This window comes from Stenotrophomonas sp. YJH_SMC_46 (assembly GCF_059370315.1).
In genome coordinates this window covers 1,034,787-1,051,841 of record NZ_JCAFTO010000001.1, presented here as the reverse complement: position 1 = coordinate 1,051,841, position 17,055 = coordinate 1,034,787, and the positions used below count along the sequence as shown (strand labels likewise).

Sequence of the window (17,055 nt, the reverse complement as noted above, 5' to 3'; positions counted from 1 at the left end):
ATCCACGGGCGCAAAGAAAAAGCCGCTGGCGAACCAGCGGCTTTTCCGGAACAGCGTGAAGAAAGAAGTGATTACTTCTTGGCTTCTTCAGCAGCGTCCTTGGCCTGCTCAGCGGTAGCTTCGGCAGCCTTGGCGGCGTCCTTGGCTTCGCCAGCAGCGGCGTCGGTGGCAGCAGCGGCGGTGTTGGCAGCAGCGTCGGTCGCAGCGTCGGCAGCGGTGGCGGCGGTGTCAGCGGCCTGCTGGGCAGCGTCGGCGGTCTGGGCGCCAGCAGCGGCGGCCTGGTCGGCAGCAGCCTGGGCTTCGGTGGCGGCTTCGTTGGCCGAAGCAGCGGCGTCCTGGGCAGCTTCCTGCTTCGAGCAGGCGGCCAGGGCCAGAGCCAGGGACATCGCGACCAGCAGCTTGTTGATGCTCATTGTGTAAATCCTCGTCGTTAGAATTAGGCAACGCGCATGCTGCGCGCCGACAACATGATGACAAGCCAAGATTGGGTGTCAAGCGATCCCGCATTCATTTTTGCGAAATCATCGTTAAATCCATTTAAATCAATTCGATGGCGATCGCGGTTGCTTCGCCACCGCCGATGCACAGGGTGGCAATGCCGCGCTTGCCACCGCGCGTGCGCAGGGCATTGACCAGGGTCACCACCAGGCGTGCGCCGGAGGCACCGATCGGATGGCCCAGTGCACAGGCGCCGCCATTCACGTTGAGCTTGTCGTGCGGAATGCCCAGTTCGCGCATCGGCGCCATCGCCACCACAGCGAAGGCTTCATTGATTTCGAACAGATCGACCTGGTCCAGTGACCAGCCGGTCTTGTCCAGCAGCTTGCGCAGCGCGCCGATCGGGGCAGTGGTGAACCACTCCGGTTCCTGCGAATGGGTGGCGTGGCCGACGATTCGGGCCAACGGCTTGATGCCGCGCGCAGCCGCATCTTCCTCGGTCAGCAGGACCACTGCGGCAGCGCCGTCGGAAATGCTGGAAGAGCTGGCGGCGGTCACACTGCCGTCCTTCTTGAAGGCCGGGCGCAGGGTCGGGATCTTGGCGATGTCCGAACGGCCGGGCTGCTCGTCGGTGGTGATCTCGACCTCGCCCTTGCGGGTGGCGACCTTCACCGCGACGATTTCATCGGCGAACGCGCCGTTGGCCTGGGCTGCCTGCGCGCGCTTGACCGATTCGATGGCGTAGGCGTCCTGCTCTTCGCGGCTGAACTGGTACTTGTCCACGGCGCATTCGGCGAATTCACCCATCGCCTTGCCGTCATAAGCGTTGACCAGGCCGTCGTGGGCCATGTGATCGACCGCCTGGAAGTTGCCGAAGCGGTTGCCGGTGCGCGAGTTGGGCAGCATGTGCGGCGCGTTGGACATCGATTCCATGCCGCCGGCGACAACGATGCTGGCCGAACCGGCCTTGATCAGGTCATGACCGAGCATGATGGTCTTCATGCCGGAGCCGCAGACCTTGTTCAGCGTGGTGGCACCGGTCGACAGCGGAATGCCGGCAGCGATCGCCGCCTGGCGGGCGGGCGCCTGGCCGAGGTTGGCCGGCAGCACGCAGCCCATGAGGACTTCGGAAACGTCGCTGGCCGGGATGCCCGACTGCTCCAGTGCGGCGGCGATGGCGGCCGCGCCCAGGGTCGGGGTCGGCACGCCGTTGAACTGGCCGAGGAAGGAGCCGATGGCGGTGCGCTTGGCGGCGGCGATGACGATGTTGGACATGGCAATCTCGTTGATGCGTAAGCAATGTTCGGAAAGGAGACCGTGGGCCGTTGGAAGCGCCCCGGTTTCCCGGCAGACTGCGTGGGGGTCGGCCCAAGTATAGAGGGTCGGGGAGGGCCGCCGCTGGACGGCGCCGCATGCCTGCCGGGACAACGGCGGACCAATGTTCATGGGAAGGAATCGATGGAACGCACGACGACGGTGAAATCTGCCCTGGCAACCGCGCTGGCACTGGCGCTGACAGCCTGTGGCGGAGGTGGCGGGGGCGGCAACGTGCGCATTGACACACCGCCACCACCGCCGCCACCCACGACCCCGCCACCGACGCCGCCGCCGCCGGCAAAACCGCAGGAGCCGGCCTTCGACGCGCATCTGTCGGTCACCAATGCGCGTGCCGCACAGGCCGCCGGCCTGAGCGGCCAGAACGTGCGCATCGGTATCGTCGATTCGGGCGTGCAGCGCGACGCGGTGGCACTGAACGGGCGGGTGGTGGCCAACCTCAACTACATCGATCCGTCGCGCAACAACCTGCAGGTGGACGACGTGGTGGGCCACGGCACGGCGGTAGCCAGCCTGGCTGCCGGCGCGCCGGTTGGGTCCTGGCCAGGCGGCATCGCCCCTGGTGCGCAGATCGTTTCGGCGCGGATCATCGCCGACAAGCCGCCCGCCGACGATGGCAGCGGCAAGGGCAATTCCTTCAGCGGACCGCTGGGCGTGGCCCAGGTGCACCAGGACCTGATCAGCTACAACGTAAAGGTGATGAACAACTCGTGGGGCGGCCTGTACTGGACCGACCTGCCGACCACCGCGCAGGTGGCCGCCGAGTATCGCCCCTTCGTGGTCAACCACGGCGGGCTGGTGGTGTTCGCAGCGGGCAATGACGGCCGCAGTGAACCGAGCAGCCTGGCCGCGCTGCCCAGCCAGCTGGGCGTTGCCGGCTCGCTGCCGGCGGCAGATCTGGAGCGCGGCTGGCTGGTGGCGACCGCGGTGGATCCCTATGCACCGGGCACGTTGGCCAGCTACGCCAATGGCTGCGGCCAGGCCGCGCGCTACTGCCTGGCAGCGCCGGGCAGCGCGGTCTATCCCGATGCAAACGGGGGCAGCTACTACTGGAACTACGGCACGTCATTCGCGGCGCCGCTGGTGTCCGGCGCCGCTGCGCTGGTCTGGCAGCGCTATCCGTATTTCAGCAACGACCTGGTGCGGCAGACCCTGCTGGGCACTGCCAAGGACATCGGCGCCCCGGGCGTGGATCCGGTGTTCGGCTACGGCCTGCTCGACATCGGTCGTGCGATCAACGGTCCGGGTCGCTTCGACTGGGGGGATGTGGTTGCCAACGTGGATGTGGCCTCCAGCGGTTCGGCGTGGCGCAACAACATCGTCGGCAGCGGCGGCCTGGTCAAGCAGGGCGGGGGCACTCTGGTGCTGGCCGGCAACAACAGCTATACCGGTTCCACCCGCATCGAACGCGGCATCCTGGCACTGCAGGACGGTGGCGTGATCCGTTCCAACGTGACCATCCTCGGCCAGTCCGATCCGGATTCGACCGGCCTGCAGTTCAATGGCGGCGCGCCGCGCGTGATCGGCAACGTGGTCAACGGCAGCAGCGTATTCCTCACCACCGGCAACACCACCGGCACCATCGAGGGCGACTACGCCCAGCAGGCGGGCGCACAGTTGATGATCGCACTCGGCGCCAATGCGCTGCAGGTCACCGGCAAGGCCACCCTCGACGGTGGCGTGCGCGTGCATGGCTTCGTCTCCGGCTACGTGCCACAGAGCGGCACCCGGCAGGACCTGATCCATGCGGACGGCGGACTCAGTGGTGCCTTCAGTACGCCGGCCACCTCCAGCGGCCTGCAGGGACTGTCGCTGTTGCAGAGCAGCTATGGCTACGACAGCAACAACGCCTGGTTGAACCTGACCCAGGTCAGTGTCACCGGGGCAGCCAGCGGCCTGGGGGCTTCCGCCCAGGCGGCAGCACAGCGGCTGGAGGGTGCATTTGCCGCGCTCGACAAGAATGCAGGACTGCAGGGATCGGCCTTCGGTACGGCCGCCGGGGCGCTGCAGTGGACCGGCGGTGGCAGCAACGGCCTCGAGGCTAGTCTGCAGAGCCTGTCCGGGCAGGCGCACGCGCGGGCCGAAGCGGTCACCTTCGACAGCATCGACATGTCACGCCGTGCCATCGCAGAGCGCTTTGATCGCGTGCAGGCGGCGCCGCGCCTGCGCGGGGCCTGGCAGAGTGCGCTCGGCCAGGCCGGGCAGGGCAGCTTTGCCGGCAACGCCGCCGACAGCCGCGGTTGGATGGCCGGCCAGGACCAGCCGCTGGGCAGCACCGGGCTGATGGGTGTGGCCTTCGGCGAGACCCGCAGCAACGGTGGCAGCAGCTTCGGCGGCGATCGCGGGCGTGATCGCCAGGCGCAGGCACAGCTTTACGCGGGCTGGAATCTGGGCCGGGGCTATGCGCTGGCCCAGATCGGCAGCGGGCAGTTCACCCGGGCGCTGGATCGCCAACTGCTGCTGGGCGCGGGTAGTTACGGTGTTTCGGCCCGCTATGGCGGGCGCTTCAGCAGTGCCAGTGTCGAAGGCGGCTATCGCTTCGGCCGCGCGGGTGCCTCGTTGACACCGTATCTGGGCGCCAGCACCACGCGCGTGGATACCGATGCGTTCAACGAACTGGGCGGGTTCGGCTTCGGCCTGCGTGGCGATGCCAACCGCGTGCAGCGCAGCCAGATGCTGGCCGGCATCCGCGGCGAGCGTGGCTGGGGGCGCTGGACCCTGCGCGGGCATGCCGAGTGGCAGCAGCGGCTCGAGGGTGCCGATGCGGCGTGGCAGGCCAGTTTCGTCGGCGTCGATGCCTGGGCACCACTGGCGGGCTGGAATGCGCCGCGCGGCAGTGCGCTGATCGGCATGGCGCTGGAATCGTGGTGGGGTCGCAGTGGCCGCCTGAGCCTGGGCTTCGACCAGCGCGTCGGGGGCGAGGGCGCGCGCCAGGCGGCGTTGCGCTACAGCACCGGGTTCTGAGTGACAGTCGCGCCGGGACGCCAGCCCCGGCGCGACATCGACGCGCTCAGCCGCCGCGCAGGTTGCCCAGGCGCGGGGTGCTGCGGCCCAGCGGCATCTTCAATTTGCCGATCGACAGGATGCGGCTTTCGGCGATGCGGTCAGCCGCTCGCTGCGGCGCGATGTTCTCGCGCTGCGACAGTTCGAAGATGCGGGTGAGGTTGTGATAGATGCTGCGGATCAGGCGCATCGCGCGTTCGCGGTTGTAGCCGTCGATCTCCAGCGACACGTTCATCACGCCACCAGCATTGACCGCATAGTCCGGCGCATACAGGATGCCGCGCGCATGCAGTTCGTCGCCGATTTCCAGGCTCGACAACTGGTTGTTGGCGGTGCCGCAGATGATCTTTGCCTTGATCCGCGGCAGGGTGTCGGCGTTGATCGCGCCTTCCAGCGCACACGGTGCGAACACATCGGCATTCACTTCATGGATCTCGTCCGGCTTGACCGCTTCAGCGCCGAAGTCGCTGACCGCGCGGTCAACCAGCGCGCTGTCCAGGTCGGTGACATACAGCTTGGCACCGCGGTCACGCAGCAGCTTCACCAGTTCCATCCCGATGTGACCCAGGCCCTGCACCGCGATGCTGGTCTTGCCCACTTCCTCATGGCCGAACTTGAAGCGCATCGACGCCATCAACGCCTGAAGCGCGCCGTAGGCGGTGAACGGGGCCGGATCACCGGAGCCGCCATGGACCTGGTGCACGCCGGTTACGAACTGGCTCTCCAGGTAGATGTTCTCCATGTCGTTGACATCGGTGCCGACGTCCTCGGCGGTGATGTAGCGTCCGCCCAGCGAATCGACATAGCGACCGAAGGCACGGAACAGCACCTCGGTCTTGTCCGCTTTGGGGTCGCCGATGATCACCGCCTTGCCGCCACCGACGTTGAGGCCGGCCAGTGCATTCTTGTAGGTCATCGTCCGGCTCAGGCGCAGCGCATCGGCCAGCGCCTCGTCGGTGCTGGCGTAAGGACGCATGCGCACGCCGCCCAGGGCCGGGCCAAGGGTGGTGTTGTGGATGGCGATGATCGCCTTCAGGCCGGCGTCGTGGTTGTGGCAGAACACCACCTGTTCGTGGCCGGTGGTGGCGAGGGTTTCGAATAGCATGGCGTCTCCGATGGCGCGATCAGCGGCGAACTGCAGCGAACGGCCAGTGAACGGTAGGGTCCCAAAACAAAAAAAGCGACGTCGTCGGTGCAGGGGGACGGGTCGCGCGGCGCCATTCTAGTCCATTCCCCCGGCCGGTGCCGTCGACATCGCATGCCTTCCGGTTAAAGAAGATGAAAGTGCGGCCGATGCTGCGACGACGGCGGGTGGCCGGATTCGCGTGAAGAGGCAGGCGGTCAGTGACGGCAAGGGCACCACAACGACAGGGCAGGCGGCGATGACAGCGGCCTGGTGGCGATCACTGCGCGGCTGGCTGGCGCGCTCGACCGGGGCTGCGCCGTCCCGCTTGGCGGCGGTATCGCGACAGGCAGTGGCGGCAGCGGCTGCGAGCCTGCAGGGTGAGGCCCTGCCGTCTGCGGAGATCGCCGCACATCTGCAGCGCGGCCTGCACGCGCTGGCGTTGTACCCACGACTGGCCGGTGAGCCGGCGCCTGTACAGGATCCGGCGTTGGGGGAAGCGGTGGCACGCGCGCTGCAGGACCGCGACTGGGCTACCCGGCAGTTGCCGCGCCGTCCGCAGCTGCTGCCGCAGCTGATCCAGACCGTCAACGACGATGCCGCCTCCGCGCGGGTGATGGCCGCGATCATCGGCCAGGACCCGGTGCTGACCGGCAACCTGCTGCGCATCGCCAACAGCCCCGCCTACAAGGTGCACGAGCGGCCCGTGGAAAGCCTGCAGCGGGCAGTGACCCTGGTCGGTACCGAAGGCGTTCGGCAGATCATCAGCGCGGTACTGGTACAGCCGGTGATGCAGATGCAGTGCGATGCGTTCCCGCAGTTCAGCACGATCATCTGGGAGCACGCACTGCTGGCCTCGCGCGCGGCTGCAGACCACGCACGCACGGTTACCTTCGGTGATGCTTTCGCCGCGCAGTGGCTGGGCCTGGTGCAGGGCCTGGGCGCGGCGCTGGTGATGCGCCAGCTGCTGCAGGAAGCCCAGGCACGTGGTGAAACCGTGGAGCCGGCGCTGGCACTGCAGCTGCTTCAGCAGTGGTCGTTACCGCTGGCACAACGGGTGGCGGCTGCCTGGGAGCTGCCCGAGCCGGTGCATCAGGCGCTGTTGCCGGAGGCCGAGGGCCCGCTGGCCGACAGCCTGCGCCTGGCCAGCGCCGCTGCGGCGGCCAGCCTGCTGTGCCGCCATGGGCATGCCAGCCAGAGCCGCATGCTGGCCCTGCTGGAACAGCTGCCTTCGGCACCGCCGCATGCATTGCGCTGGATCTGGCGGCGACTGCATGGGCGCAGTGTGGAAACGCTGGATGATGCCGGGCAGGAAGCCACCGATCCGGGGCGCTGAGCGTTACAGCTGCGATTCCAGCGGTAGCCAGCTGATCACCCGCGACAACCAGCGTTTGCGCGCCGTTGCCCCTGGCTCTTCCTCCGCCCAGTGCGGTGGTGGTTCGCGCTCCAGCCAGCGCAACCGGCGACGGTCGTCCAGCGCCAGCCACCAGCTCTGCCTGGGATCCGCCAGGCGCAGGTACTCGCCGCGCAGCTGTGCACCCAGCAACGGATCGTCGAACAGCACACCCATTTCAGTGTTCAGGTAGGCCGAGCGCGGATCGAGGTTGAATGAGCCGACGAAGCCGCGGCGGTCATCGACCAGGAACGCCTTGGTGTGCAGGCTGGCGCCGCTGCTGCCGAACACGCCCGCATCGCCGGACTGTCCTTGTGCCTTCAGCTCATAGAGGTGGACGCCGGCTTCGAGCAACGGCACGCGGTAGCCCATGTAGCCGCCGTGCACCGCGGCGACGTCATTGGCAGCCAGTGAGTTGGTGACCACGCCGACCTGCACGCCCCGCCGGGCCATGGCCGAAAAGCCATCCAGGCCCTCGTTGCCGGGCACGAAGTAGGGCGAGATCAACAGGGCCTTGTGCCGGGCGGCCTGCAGCTCGCTGGTCAGCGTCGAAACCAGCCACGCGCCGCGATCATCGCCGCGGTGCTTCATCGGCGGGTCCGAGACGATGCGCACTGCACGGCTCCAGCGCAATGGCTCGGGACTCGGGCGCTGCCGCCTGCGCGATTCGGCCACGCGCGCAAGGTAGGGCTGGGCCACGTCACGCTGGGCCTCATGGTCCGATTCGCGTATCAGCAGGCGCAGCTGGGCATCGGTATGGAAGGCAAGCGCCGATACCGGAATGGCGGCCTCGCTGTTCCAGTAGTCGTCGAAGATCCGGCTGGCCTGGTCCACGGCAGGGCCGGCGACCAGCAGGTCCAGGTCTTGAAAGTTCACGTCGGTGCGCGCGCTGAAGTATTCCTCGCCGATGTTGCGGCCGCCGACGATCGCGACGCGGCCGTCGGCAATCCAGCTCTTGTTGTGCATGCGGTGGTTCACGCTGAAGAACCGTTGCACCATCTCCACCATGCGCAGCAGGCCGGTCCGGTTGCGGAACGGGTTGTAGAGGCGGATTTCAATGTTGGGGTGCCGGTCCAGCGCCATCATCAGGGCGTCCTTGTCCTTGGCGTTCATGTCGTCGAGCAGGATGCGCACGCGCACGCCGCGTTCGGCGGCGTCGTACAACGCCTTGGCCATCAGGTGGCCGATCAGGTCGTCGTGCCAGATGTAGTACTGCAGGTCCAGGCTGCGCCCGGCGTGGGTGGTGATCATCGCGCGCGCGGCGAAGGCATCCATGCCATCGCTGAGGAAGGCCACGCCGGACTGGCCGGGATGGGCCTCCTGCAACGGAACGATCTGCCGGTCGATCCGCGTCTGTGCCGGCTGCAGCGGCAGCACGTGCGAGGGCGTGCCCCGTGCCTGCGGGGTGAGATGGTCGGCCAGCAGCAGCCCGGACAGGACCAGCAGCACCAGTGTGGCGAGGATGATTGCAGCAACGCGAAGCAGACGTCGCCACAGGGGCTTGGGCAGGCTCATGCGCCGATGGTAGATCCACGCCACGCGTGGATCAAAGGCAGACGGTGCATCGCAGAAGATCCACGCCATGCGTGGATGACAGGGACTTCCCTGTCAGAACCGCTCGTCGCTGCCCAGGTAACGCCACTGCCCCGCAGGCAGCGGTCCCAGTGCCACGCGGCCAATACGCAGTCGACGCACGGCCGTCACCTGCAGGCCGGCCGCGGTGACCGCCACGCGCAGGCCCTTGGCGGTCAGGCCCTTGCCCGCGAAGCGCAGGCGCTGCTCGCTCTGCCAGCTGACCTTGGCACCGCCGGATTCCTGCTGCAGGCGCGCCAGCAGCCATGGGCCACGCTCGGGGCCGCCTTCGGCGACCTCGATCAGGTATTCCTGCTCGGTGCGTCCCAGGTTGCGCTGAAGATGGGCCAGCGTGGCCGGGTCCTGGCTGACCACCACCAGGCCGCTGTCGCTGGCCGGAAGGGCGGCCGCCAGCTGCAGTCCGTGGAAGTGGCGCTGCAGCGGACGGATGTCGCTGGCGTCCAGCTCGCTGCGGCTGTCACTGCTGACCAGCGCGCACAGGGTTTCGGCGGCAACGCCAGCCGGTTTGTGCAGCAGCATGCTGACCCGCTCGGCCTTTTCATCGCTGGCCTGCTCGGCCACCACGATCACCGCGCTGTCATCGACCGGACGCTGCGGCTGTTCCACCACCTCGCCATTGACCGTGACCCAGCCGCCTTCGATGTAGCGCCGCGCTTCGCCGCGCGGGATGCCGAGCAGGGCGGACAGGCGTTTGTCGAGACGGATCGGTTCCATGGCAGGCAGGTCGGGCAGTGGGCGCGCAGTGTAGCTGCTGCGGCCGGTCAGCGCTGGCCGCGGTTGGCCAGCTCGGTCAGGTACAGGCGGGTATCGAATTCCAGCTGCAGGTAATCCGGCTCCATGTGCTGGCACAGCTGATAGAAGGCCTTGTTGTGGTCGGCTTCCTTCAGGTGGGCCAGCTCATGCACCACGATCATGCGCAGGAACGCTGCCGGTGCCTGGCGGAACACGGTGGCGATGCGGATCTCGCGGCTGGCCTTGAGGCGGCCACCGTGCACGCGGGAGATGGCGGTGTGGGTGCCGAGCGCGTGCTTGATCACTTCCAGCGTGTTGTCGTAGCAGACCTTGTTGAGCGGCACCGACTTGCGCAGGTAGCGGTCCTTCAGCTCCTGCGTGTAGTCGTACAGCTGGCGGTCGCTGCGCACCGTGTGCGGGTCGGGGTAGCGCTGCTGCAGCCATGGGCCGAGCTTGCCCTGTGCCAGCAGGTCGCTGACCTGGGCGACCAGGGGTTCGGGATAGCCGGTGAGGTACTTCAGGACTGCCATGCAGGGGTGGCGGGGCGTCGGTAGAATGGGGACATCCAAGATTACACGCGGTACACACCGACCATGGCAAAGCCCAACGCGCTGCAGGAACAATTGCTCAAGGCCGGCCTGGCCAAGAAGTCGCAGGCCAGCGCCGCCGCGCGCGAGCAGGCCAAGGCGCGGCAAGGCAAGGCCGAATCGATGTCGGCCGAGGTCCAGCGCGAGGCTGAGCGTGCCCGCGCCGAGAAGGTCGAGCGCGACCGCGCGCTGGCCGCCGAGCGCAATGCCCAGGCCAGGCAAGCTGAACAGAAGGCGCAGGCGAAGCAGATCATCGCGGCCCATGCCGTGCCCCACAAGGGCGATGACGAGTACCGCTTCAGCGATGGCACGGCGATCCGCACCCTGCTGATCGACCCCAAGCTGCGCAAGGCGCTGTCGGTGGGCGTTCTGGTCATCGTTGCCCATGGTGACGGTTACGCCGTGTTGCCGCGTGCTGCCGCCGAAAAGGTGCGTGAACGCGCGCCCGAAGCGATCATCGTCGACCACGGCCAGCCGGGCTCGACCGCCGAGATCTCCACCGGCAACGCCGAGGACGACGCCTACTATGCGCAGTTCCAGGTACCGGACGACCTGATCTGGTAAACAAAAAGGGGACGGAGGGGATTAAGTCGCAATCGGATTGATCGAACCCGTGCGCGTTCCACTCAGCTTGCTGAAGCCCCGCCGAGCATGGCTCGGCGCTACAGGAAGGCATTCCTTTTACCGGGGTGTATCGTCCCCATATCAGGCGACACACCTGCGGGGGACGGCCATGGCCACCGGTTGGGCGGGAGACGGCGCGGTCCAGGACCAGATCGACGCCACCGTTGATGATGCGATCGCCCGCGCGCGGCGCCAGCTGCGCGAGGGACCCGGTCTGGAACACTGTGAGGAATGCGACGCGCCGATTCCGTTGGCGCGGCGCCAGGCCGTGCCTGCTGTGCGGCTGTGCGTTGCGTGCCAGCAGGCGCGGGATGACGAAGAGCAGGCGCATGCCGGGTACAACCGGCGTGGCAGCAAGGACAGCCAGTTGAGGTAAAGGTTGTTCGGCAGGGCTGCCCCCTGCACCCGCCGAAGCCTTCAAGCCAAGGCAGCAGCAACAGCAAAAGCTGGCATTCCGGTGGGCTGGCGGGGCGGTGTCGGCGTGCGGGGACGCCGCAAGTACGTCCTTGTAGGCTTGGCAGCCGCATCCATGCGGCTGACACCCCGCACTCCGACACCGCCCCGCCATCCCACGGAATGCCGCTCTTGATCTTGCTTCGGCTTCGGCCTCTGCAGGTGCAGGGCGCAGCCCTGCCGAAAACTCCACCCTCAACCGTCGCCCTGGATGCCGCCAGGCGCCTGTGCCGGGTCGCGCCAGCGGCGCACGGTGCGCTGGAAGAACAGGTTGTTCGGCAACTGCAGCACCGTGCCCTCGTGGCCGTCGCCGGTTTCCTGCAGCGTGGTGTAGATCAGGTTCACATCGATCACCCGGCCCTTCAGGCCCGGCTTCTCGCCGTTCTCCAGCACCTCGATGTAGTCATGCAGGCGGAACGGGCGCGTGGTGAAGATCAGCAGCGTGCAGAAGATGTTGGAGAGCACGCTCCACGCCGCGAAAAAGGCCACCGCACCCACGGCGGCAAAGCCGGTGAACGCCGTCCACAGTACCGAAGGCGACGCGCCCAGCAGGCTGAGGATGTACAGCAGGGCGCTGAAATAGACCACGAAACTGGTGATCCGACGGGCGCCCATCGCCATCTCCGGTGGCAGTGTGTAGTGCTCGGCGAAACGCCGGATGAGGCGCCGTGCCAGCACCCGCAGCAGCCACGCGGCCAGCAGGGTCAGCAGGATCTTCACGGCGATACCCACGTCATGCAGCCAGGGGTGGGTCCAGGCGGGGAGATGATCCTTCAGCGACAACATCATGGCGCGACAACAGGTGGCAATAACGGCCCTTGATGTTACCCGGCGCCTGCCGTGGATTCGACTGCCGGTGCCCAGGCCAGGCACACCAGTTCCTGGCGATGCTGCTGCAGGCAGGCGCGGCCACTGTCCGTGCGCAGCTGCAGGGACAGGCCCAATGCCTGCAGCACGACGCAGGCGGCGATCACCAGCACGGCGGCGCAGGCGGGGCTGGACATGACTGGACTCCCGGAGGTGTTTTCTCGAAGACCTTTCATGGATGCAGCCATCGTCGAAAAGGTTGCATGTCCCTGATCGCCGATCACCTCTAAACCTTTTTCCGGGCCGCCGCATCCAAGCGATATGCTCGACACCACCATGCCAGCGCTGCCTGCCGCCAACGACCCCGTCGACGAACCCGCCCTGGTGCGGGCGGCCGCTGCGGGAGACACTGCTGCCTACGAACTGCTGTACCGGCGTCACGCGCCGCGTGTATTCGCTGTGCTGTGGCGGTTGTGTGGCGGCCAGCAGGCACGTGCCGAGGATGCGCTGCAGGAGGCCTTCCTGCAGGCCTGGAAAGCGCTGCCGGGGTTCCGCTTCGAGAGCAGCCTGTCGACCTGGCTGCATCGACTGGGCGTCAACGCCGCGCTCATGGAGCTGCGTGGCCGGGCGGGCGGGCAGGATCACGACAGTCTGGACGACGTCGACGGGGGCCTGCAGGAACTGGCGGTGCGTGACCGCTGCGCCGGCACCGAGCGCGACCTGGAGCGCGCGCTGTCGACACTGCCACCACGGGCGCGTGCGGTACTGGTGCTGCACGACATCGAAGGCTGGAAACACCAGGAAATCGCCGAGCAGCTGCAGATGGCCGTCGGCAGTTCCAAGGCACAGCTGCATCGTGCGCGCGGCCTGTTGCGCGCACGGCTGGGAGACATGACATGAGTACGCACGAACACGATTTCGATCACGACCTGCTGGCCCGGCTGCGTGCGCTGCCGAATGAGCGCGAAGTGCCCACTGATGGTTGGGCACGCCTGTCTGCCCGGCTGCCGCCGCGTGAACCACAGGCAGCACCTGCGCCAACGGGCAACGTGGTGGCCCTGGCAACGCGTTCGCGGCGCCGCTGGTGGTTGCCGGCCGGCGCTGCCCTGGCTGCCAGCCTGGCGATCTACGCGGTGGCCCCTTGGTGGCATGCGCAGCCGGATACACCGGTGCCGTCCACGCTGCAGTTGCAGGCGGCTGCGATGACCGAGCAGTACCAGCAGGCCGTGGCCTCGCTGCCCGATGGGCGCGCGCCGGAATGGCAGCCGGCCCTGCACGAACTGGATGAAAGCGCGGCGCAGATCCGTGCCGCACTGGCGCAGGACCCGCGCGCGCCGCACCTGCTTGGCCAGCTCAAGCGCACCTATGCGCTGCGGCTGGAACTGACCCGGCAGGCGGCCTATGCCGCCGAGTCCGGCCTGACGACCTGAGGAGACCCCCATGACCCGAACCCTGATTTCCTGCTGTGTCGCACTGCTGCTGTCCCCTGCCGTGGCGCTGGCCGACACCCGCATCGACGAGCGCCACACCTTGGCTGCGGGCGGTCGCATCGAACTGAGCAACGTGGCCGGCAAGGTGACCGTGCGTGGCTGGGACCGCAATGATGTGCAACTCACCGGCACGCTCAGCGATGGCCTGCAGCTGCGCCAGGAAAAGAGCGCCAACCGGGTGCGCTGGGAGATTGAATACCCGCGCCGCAGCAACAATGGTGGCGCGACGCTGGTGCTGAACGTGCCGCGCTCGGTGGAACTGCTGTTGAGCACGGTCAGCGCCAGCCAGGACATCAGTGGCATCGATGTGCGACGGCTGCAGGCCGACACCGTCAGCGGCAGCCTCAGCGCGGCTGGCCGCAGCGGCGACAGCAAACTCAACACGGTCAGTGGCAGTGTCAGCGCACGCCTGCAGACGCCGAAGCTGGACGTAAATACGGTCAGTGGCCGGATCGAGGCCGGCGGCGGCGTGTCCGGTGATATCGGTGCGCAGACGGTATCCGGCCGGGTTGCGGTGGAGGCCGGACGCGTGCAGCGGTTGGCGGTGGAGACCGTCTCGGGCAGCATCGATCTGGCAGCAGCCGGGTTGGCGCCCGGTGGCCGCATCAATGTCGAATCGGTCAGTGCCCCGGTCACGCTGAGCCTGCCGCGCACGGTGTCGGCACAGCTGTCGGTGAACAGCTTCAGCGGCTCGATCAACAGCGATGCCGGGCAGGTGGAGCGGCCGCGCTATGGGCCGGGCAGCCATCTCGACACGCGTCTGGGCGGCGGTGATGGAGACATCCGCATCCAGTCGCACTCGGGCAGTGTGAGGGTACGCCTGGATCGCTGAGCGCGGTCCGGCAGGCCGCGGCGGCAGCGCCGCCGCGGTCGGTGCTGGGTCAGCTGGCTTTCTTCAGCGCCCAGGTGGTGCCGAGGACTTCGATCTTGCCACCGGCCTTGCGGAACGCTGCCAGGTCCGAAGCGATCGAATCGCTGCTGACCACGGTGCTGGCGGCCGCGCCCTTGCGTTCGCTGCGGATGCTGTTGCTGGCCTTCGCGGGGGTCTTTGCCTTGCGGGGCATGGTTGCTCCTGTCAGGTGGAAGGGGAGGAAAGCGACCAGGCATCAGCCTGGCGCAGGTAGTCCTGCCGCTCGCGGCGGCAGTCATCGCCGCCCATCGAAAACTGGCGGCAGATCGCCGGGCGCTGCGAATAGATCGTGCAGCGCAGGTGATAGGGATCGATCGCCGCGCACCAGCCTTCCTCGTTGCGCGCCATCACGGCACGGCCGTGGGAGTCGCGTGACAGGAACTGGCCAGGCACGTGGTCGCCGGGCTGCAGCAGCACGGGCAGCCGACAACAGACCGCGTCACAACGGCGGCAGTCGATGGGTGCAGGTGCTGCGTCAGGTTGTAAGGCCACAGGGGCCTGGCGGGTGCCCAAAGCGGGTCTCGATGGCGGCTCAGGTGCTGCGCGGACCATGAACGAGCCAGGAAGGCATGGCCGCTAGGCCCGCAGGCGGGCCAGGCTGCACCGTGGACACACACCGGCGTGGCCAGTGGAAGGTGCAGCGGGGTTCTAGCCGACCAAGAGTAACTTAGACCGCGTAACGTTTTGTTAATCCGGGCTGGCTGCCGCCAGTGCCAGGCCCTGGACCACGCCCAGCGAGGGCTCGCCGTGGACCATGCGGGCGCCCGGGAAGGCCTCGGCCACGGCCTGGCGCAGGTAGCCGGCGCGGGACATGCCGCCGGTCAGGAACACCGCATCCGGGTCGCCGCCAATGTCGCTGCGGACCTGGGCCAGCAGTTCCCGGATCTGTTCCAGGTAGCCGTGAGCGGCAGCGGCCAGGCCGGCGGCGCTGCTGTCGGCATGCAGGTCGCGGGCAATGTAGTCCAGCGTGCTGCGGTGCTCGCTGGCGGCACTGAGGGCGATCTTCGCGCGTTCCACATCGCGGTACAGGCGGGCGGTATTGCCGGTGTCCTGCAGGGCCTGCAGGCGCGCGCGCCACGGATCGTCGACGTGATCGTATTTGTGCTGGCGGAAGTCACGCTGGCGGGTCATGTCCTGCACCGTGGCCGCTTCCACGTAGTGGTGGGCGGGCACGCGGGTGATGCCGCGGCCGAACAGCGGCATGTAGCTGGACAGGCTCAGCGCCAGGTCGATGTCGGTACCGCCGCGGGCGATACCCCAGGCGCGGTGGATGCGCGGGGCGTCGTCGCCGCCGACTTCGGCATGGGCGATGTCGGTGGTACCGCCACCGATGTCGACGATCACCGCCTGGTGCCGCTCGCGGCTTTCGGCGTGGTAATGCATGGCCGCCGCGGCCGGTTCCTCGAGGAAATCGATCTGGTCGAAGCCGGCCTGGGTGGCGGCCTCGCGCAGGATGTCCAGCGCCTGGTCGTTGCCGGCTGCGCCGATCGAACTGCGGAACTGCACCGGGCGCCCGAGCAGGGCGGCGCGCAGCGGCTGGCCGAGCTGGGCACTGGCGGTCAGGCGGATGTGCTCGAGGATGTGTGCGGCGATGCCGGTGATGGTCTGCTTCGCGCGCGGGTGCAGGTTGTAGCCGAGCATCGACTTCGGGCTCTGCACCAGGTTGCCTTCGTGTTCCTCGAAATAGGCTTCCAGCGCGTCATCGCCGTAGACCGCGTTCTGCAGCAGGTCGCTGGCGCTGCGTTCCTTGCCGGCGCGGGCTTCCATCCATTCCCGGCGCAGTGCGCGCAGGGCTTCGCGGCGCAGTGCCTGTGGCGTGCGTTCCTGGCCGGCGGCACGGGCTGCGCGCGCGGCACTGTCGATCATCTGCTGCAGCTGGTGTTCCTGGCCGTCATCGAGCTGGAAGTCGTCCGGATCGGGCACCACGCCGGGGAAGTACACGCTGGTGCGGAACTGCTCGGCATCGCCGAAGCGGATCGGCAGCAGTTTTCCCTCATGCACGATGGCGGCGGCGGAGTTGCTGGTACCGAAGTCGATGCCGAGGCGCATGGGGAGTTCCGGGGGCGATCAGGGGCCGCGCACTCTGCTGCAGTTCGCCGCCGACTGCAAGGTCCAGGGGCGTGCTGTTCTGGTCCGGGTCCAGTGGGCAGCCCGGAGCCCGCCCGGAAAAGGGCCGGGGAAGCCGGCCGGTTACAATGGCGGCTGTTGATTCACTTTGAGGTATTTGCTGATGTCTTCTGCCCCCGCCTGCCCGCAGTGCACCCTGGAAAACACCTACGCCGATGGTGCGCTGTGGATCTGCGCCGACTGCGGTTTCGAATGGACCGCCGAGGAAAGCGCCGGGTCCGCCCTGGTCGTGCGTGACAGCAACGGCAATACCCTGCAGGCCGGCGACACCGTCACCGTGATCAAGGACCTGAAGGTCAAGGGCTCCTCGATCCCGCTCAAGCAGGGCACCGTGATCCGCAACATCCGCCTGGTCGAGGATGATGCCGAGCACATCGAAGGCAACTCGGACAAGATCAAGGGCCTGGTCCTGAAGACCTGCTTCCTCAAGAAGGCCTGAC

19 protein-coding genes are annotated in these 17,055 nt (G+C 67.7%); 8 read left to right on the top strand and 11 right to left on the bottom strand.

Annotated elements, in window-relative coordinates:
• Nucleotides 1-71 precede the first annotated feature (71 nt).
• Together AC5P8C_RS04925 and AC5P8C_RS04920 are read right to left on the bottom strand one after the other, a co-directional pair.
• Nucleotides 72-413 (bottom strand): hypothetical protein, encoded by a 342-nt coding sequence (locus AC5P8C_RS04925; protein WP_019662150.1) that lies wholly within the window; start codon nucleotides 411-413, stop codon nucleotides 72-74.
• Between the two features lie 124 nt (nucleotides 414-537).
• Entirely contained in the window at nucleotides 538-1,713 is a 1,176-nt protein-coding gene (locus tag AC5P8C_RS04920) for a thiolase family protein (RefSeq protein ID WP_019662149.1), read from the bottom strand.
• A 183-nt stretch (nucleotides 1,714-1,896) separates the two neighbouring features.
• Here AC5P8C_RS04920 and AC5P8C_RS04915 point away from each other — a divergent pair, with 183 nt between their 5' ends.
• Complete coding sequence (locus AC5P8C_RS04915; RefSeq protein WP_495218377.1) at nucleotides 1,897-4,737, top strand: S8 family serine peptidase; 2,841 nt, start codon at nucleotides 1,897-1,899, stop codon at nucleotides 4,735-4,737.
• Between the two features lie 46 nt (nucleotides 4,738-4,783).
• Here the strand turns inward: AC5P8C_RS04915 and AC5P8C_RS04910 are convergent, their stop codons facing one another.
• Nucleotides 4,784-5,881, bottom strand: coding sequence for a Glu/Leu/Phe/Val dehydrogenase dimerization domain-containing protein (locus tag AC5P8C_RS04910; protein ID WP_019662147.1), 1,098 nt, complete (start codon nucleotides 5,879-5,881; stop codon nucleotides 4,784-4,786).
• Nucleotides 5,882-6,158: 277 nt separating this feature from the next.
• Between AC5P8C_RS04910 and AC5P8C_RS04905 the strand changes: the two genes are divergently transcribed.
• Nucleotides 6,159-7,235 carry an HDOD domain-containing protein gene (locus AC5P8C_RS04905; RefSeq protein ID WP_019662146.1) on the top strand — a complete coding sequence of 359 codons (1,077 nt, stop codon included), beginning with the start codon at nucleotides 6,159-6,161 and terminating at the stop codon, nucleotides 7,233-7,235.
• A 3-nt stretch (nucleotides 7,236-7,238) separates the two neighbouring features.
• On the opposite strand, the gene AC5P8C_RS04900 is transcribed toward AC5P8C_RS04905, so the two are convergent.
• From AC5P8C_RS04900 to AC5P8C_RS04890, 3 genes are all read right to left on the bottom strand, one after another.
• Nucleotides 7,239-8,831: a phospholipase D family protein gene (locus AC5P8C_RS04900; RefSeq protein WP_026347283.1), complete on the bottom strand. Its 1,593-nt coding sequence runs from the start codon at nucleotides 8,829-8,831 to the stop codon at nucleotides 7,239-7,241.
• A 69-nt stretch (nucleotides 8,832-8,900) separates the two neighbouring features.
• A complete protein-coding gene (locus AC5P8C_RS04895; RefSeq protein ID WP_019662144.1) occupies nucleotides 8,901-9,599 on the bottom strand; it encodes an RNA pseudouridine synthase in 699 nt (232 codons plus the stop codon).
• A 47-nt stretch (nucleotides 9,600-9,646) separates the two neighbouring features.
• Nucleotides 9,647-10,147: a M48 metallopeptidase family protein gene (locus AC5P8C_RS04890; protein ID WP_021203991.1), complete on the bottom strand. Its 501-nt coding sequence runs from the start codon at nucleotides 10,145-10,147 to the stop codon at nucleotides 9,647-9,649.
• A 63-nt stretch (nucleotides 10,148-10,210) separates the two neighbouring features.
• Here AC5P8C_RS04890 and AC5P8C_RS04885 point away from each other — a divergent pair, with 63 nt between their 5' ends.
• Both AC5P8C_RS04885 and AC5P8C_RS04880 read left to right on the top strand, forming a co-directional pair.
• Nucleotides 10,211-10,768: a DUF2058 domain-containing protein gene (locus AC5P8C_RS04885; protein WP_019662142.1), complete on the top strand. Its 558-nt coding sequence runs from the start codon at nucleotides 10,211-10,213 to the stop codon at nucleotides 10,766-10,768.
• A 169-nt stretch (nucleotides 10,769-10,937) separates the two neighbouring features.
• Nucleotides 10,938-11,204, top strand: a complete 267-nt coding sequence (locus AC5P8C_RS04880) for a DksA/TraR family C4-type zinc finger protein (RefSeq protein WP_495218376.1) — start codon at nucleotides 10,938-10,940, stop codon at nucleotides 11,202-11,204.
• Nucleotides 11,205-11,476: 272 nt separating this feature from the next.
• On the opposite strand, the gene AC5P8C_RS04875 is transcribed toward AC5P8C_RS04880, so the two are convergent.
• Both AC5P8C_RS04875 and AC5P8C_RS04870 read right to left on the bottom strand, forming a co-directional pair.
• The gene (locus tag AC5P8C_RS04875; protein ID WP_019662140.1) at nucleotides 11,477-12,070 is read right to left on the bottom strand and encodes a mechanosensitive ion channel domain-containing protein; all 594 of its coding nucleotides are present in this window, start codon (nucleotides 12,068-12,070) and stop codon (nucleotides 11,477-11,479) included.
• 35 nt (nucleotides 12,071-12,105) lie between these two features.
• Nucleotides 12,106-12,285: a hypothetical protein gene (locus tag AC5P8C_RS04870; RefSeq protein ID WP_019662139.1), complete on the bottom strand. Its 180-nt coding sequence runs from the start codon at nucleotides 12,283-12,285 to the stop codon at nucleotides 12,106-12,108.
• Nucleotides 12,286-12,409: 124 nt separating this feature from the next.
• On the opposite strand from AC5P8C_RS04870, the gene AC5P8C_RS04865 reads away from it, so the two are divergent.
• From AC5P8C_RS04865 to AC5P8C_RS04855, 3 genes are read left to right on the top strand one after another with little or no spacing between them, the layout of a single operon-like run.
• On the top strand, nucleotides 12,410-12,988 hold the full coding sequence (locus AC5P8C_RS04865; RefSeq protein WP_019662138.1) for an RNA polymerase sigma factor: 579 nt from the start codon (nucleotides 12,410-12,412) through the stop codon (nucleotides 12,986-12,988).
• On the top strand, nucleotides 12,985-13,518 hold the full coding sequence (locus tag AC5P8C_RS04860; protein WP_019662137.1) for a hypothetical protein: 534 nt from the start codon (nucleotides 12,985-12,987) through the stop codon (nucleotides 13,516-13,518). The genes AC5P8C_RS04865 and AC5P8C_RS04860 overlap by 4 nt, the downstream gene beginning before the upstream one ends.
• A 10-nt stretch (nucleotides 13,519-13,528) precedes the next feature.
• On the top strand, nucleotides 13,529-14,410 hold the full coding sequence (locus AC5P8C_RS04855) for a DUF4097 family beta strand repeat-containing protein (protein ID WP_019662136.1): 882 nt from the start codon (nucleotides 13,529-13,531) through the stop codon (nucleotides 14,408-14,410).
• 49 nt (nucleotides 14,411-14,459) lie between these two features.
• Here the strand turns inward: AC5P8C_RS04855 and AC5P8C_RS04850 are convergent, their stop codons facing one another.
• The 3 genes from AC5P8C_RS04850 to AC5P8C_RS04840 form a co-directional block, all read right to left on the bottom strand.
• Nucleotides 14,460-14,642 carry a hypothetical protein gene (locus AC5P8C_RS04850; protein WP_005410566.1) on the bottom strand — a complete coding sequence of 61 codons (183 nt, stop codon included), beginning with the start codon at nucleotides 14,640-14,642 and terminating at the stop codon, nucleotides 14,460-14,462.
• A gap of 11 nt (nucleotides 14,643-14,653) precedes the next feature.
• Complete coding sequence (locus AC5P8C_RS04845) at nucleotides 14,654-14,947, bottom strand: YkgJ family cysteine cluster protein (RefSeq protein ID WP_080112561.1); 294 nt, start codon at nucleotides 14,945-14,947, stop codon at nucleotides 14,654-14,656.
• A 228-nt stretch (nucleotides 14,948-15,175) separates the two neighbouring features.
• Nucleotides 15,176-16,537 carry an Hsp70 family protein gene (locus tag AC5P8C_RS04840; RefSeq protein ID WP_111098030.1) on the bottom strand — a complete coding sequence of 454 codons (1,362 nt, stop codon included), beginning with the start codon at nucleotides 16,535-16,537 and terminating at the stop codon, nucleotides 15,176-15,178.
• Between the two features lie 181 nt (nucleotides 16,538-16,718).
• On the opposite strand from AC5P8C_RS04840, the gene AC5P8C_RS04835 reads away from it, so the two are divergent.
• Nucleotides 16,719-17,054, top strand: coding sequence for a zinc ribbon domain-containing protein YjdM (locus AC5P8C_RS04835; protein ID WP_019337002.1), 336 nt, complete (start codon nucleotides 16,719-16,721; stop codon nucleotides 17,052-17,054).
• Nucleotide 17,055 lies beyond the last annotated feature (1 nt).

Excerpts from the sequence above, each read along its gene's own strand:
- AC5P8C_RS04885 (WP_019662142.1), top strand. The coding sequence starts at position 10,211 with ATGGCAAAGCCCAACGCGCTGCAGGAACAATTGCTCAAGGCCGGCCTG.
- AC5P8C_RS04925 (WP_019662150.1), bottom strand. The coding sequence starts at position 413 with ATGAGCATCAACAAGCTGCTGGTCGCGATGTCCCTGGCTCTGGCCCTG.
- AC5P8C_RS04870 (WP_019662139.1), bottom strand. The coding sequence starts at position 12,285 with ATGTCCAGCCCCGCCTGCGCCGCCGTGCTGGTGATCGCCGCCTGCGTC.
- AC5P8C_RS04905 (WP_019662146.1), top strand. The coding sequence starts at position 6,159 with ATGACAGCGGCCTGGTGGCGATCACTGCGCGGCTGGCTGGCGCGCTCG.
- AC5P8C_RS04880 (WP_495218376.1), top strand. The coding sequence starts at position 10,938 with ATGGCCACCGGTTGGGCGGGAGACGGCGCGGTCCAGGACCAGATCGAC.
- AC5P8C_RS04840 (WP_111098030.1), bottom strand. The coding sequence starts at position 16,537 with ATGCGCCTCGGCATCGACTTCGGTACCAGCAACTCCGCCGCCGCCATC.
- AC5P8C_RS04890 (WP_021203991.1), bottom strand. The coding sequence starts at position 10,147 with ATGGCAGTCCTGAAGTACCTCACCGGCTATCCCGAACCCCTGGTCGCC.
- AC5P8C_RS04875 (WP_019662140.1), bottom strand. The coding sequence starts at position 12,070 with ATGATGTTGTCGCTGAAGGATCATCTCCCCGCCTGGACCCACCCCTGG.
- AC5P8C_RS04865 (WP_019662138.1), top strand. The coding sequence starts at position 12,410 with ATGCTCGACACCACCATGCCAGCGCTGCCTGCCGCCAACGACCCCGTC.
- AC5P8C_RS04895 (WP_019662144.1), bottom strand. The coding sequence starts at position 9,599 with ATGGAACCGATCCGTCTCGACAAACGCCTGTCCGCCCTGCTCGGCATC.
- AC5P8C_RS04835 (WP_019337002.1), top strand. The coding sequence starts at position 16,719 with ATGTCTTCTGCCCCCGCCTGCCCGCAGTGCACCCTGGAAAACACCTAC.
- AC5P8C_RS04910 (WP_019662147.1), bottom strand. The coding sequence starts at position 5,881 with ATGCTATTCGAAACCCTCGCCACCACCGGCCACGAACAGGTGGTGTTC.
- AC5P8C_RS04855 (WP_019662136.1), top strand. The coding sequence starts at position 13,529 with ATGACCCGAACCCTGATTTCCTGCTGTGTCGCACTGCTGCTGTCCCCT.
- AC5P8C_RS04850 (WP_005410566.1), bottom strand. The coding sequence starts at position 14,642 with ATGCCCCGCAAGGCAAAGACCCCCGCGAAGGCCAGCAACAGCATCCGC.
- AC5P8C_RS04860 (WP_019662137.1), top strand. The coding sequence starts at position 12,985 with ATGAGTACGCACGAACACGATTTCGATCACGACCTGCTGGCCCGGCTG.
- AC5P8C_RS04915 (WP_495218377.1), top strand. The coding sequence starts at position 1,897 with ATGGAACGCACGACGACGGTGAAATCTGCCCTGGCAACCGCGCTGGCA.
- AC5P8C_RS04920 (WP_019662149.1), bottom strand. The coding sequence starts at position 1,713 with ATGTCCAACATCGTCATCGCCGCCGCCAAGCGCACCGCCATCGGCTCC.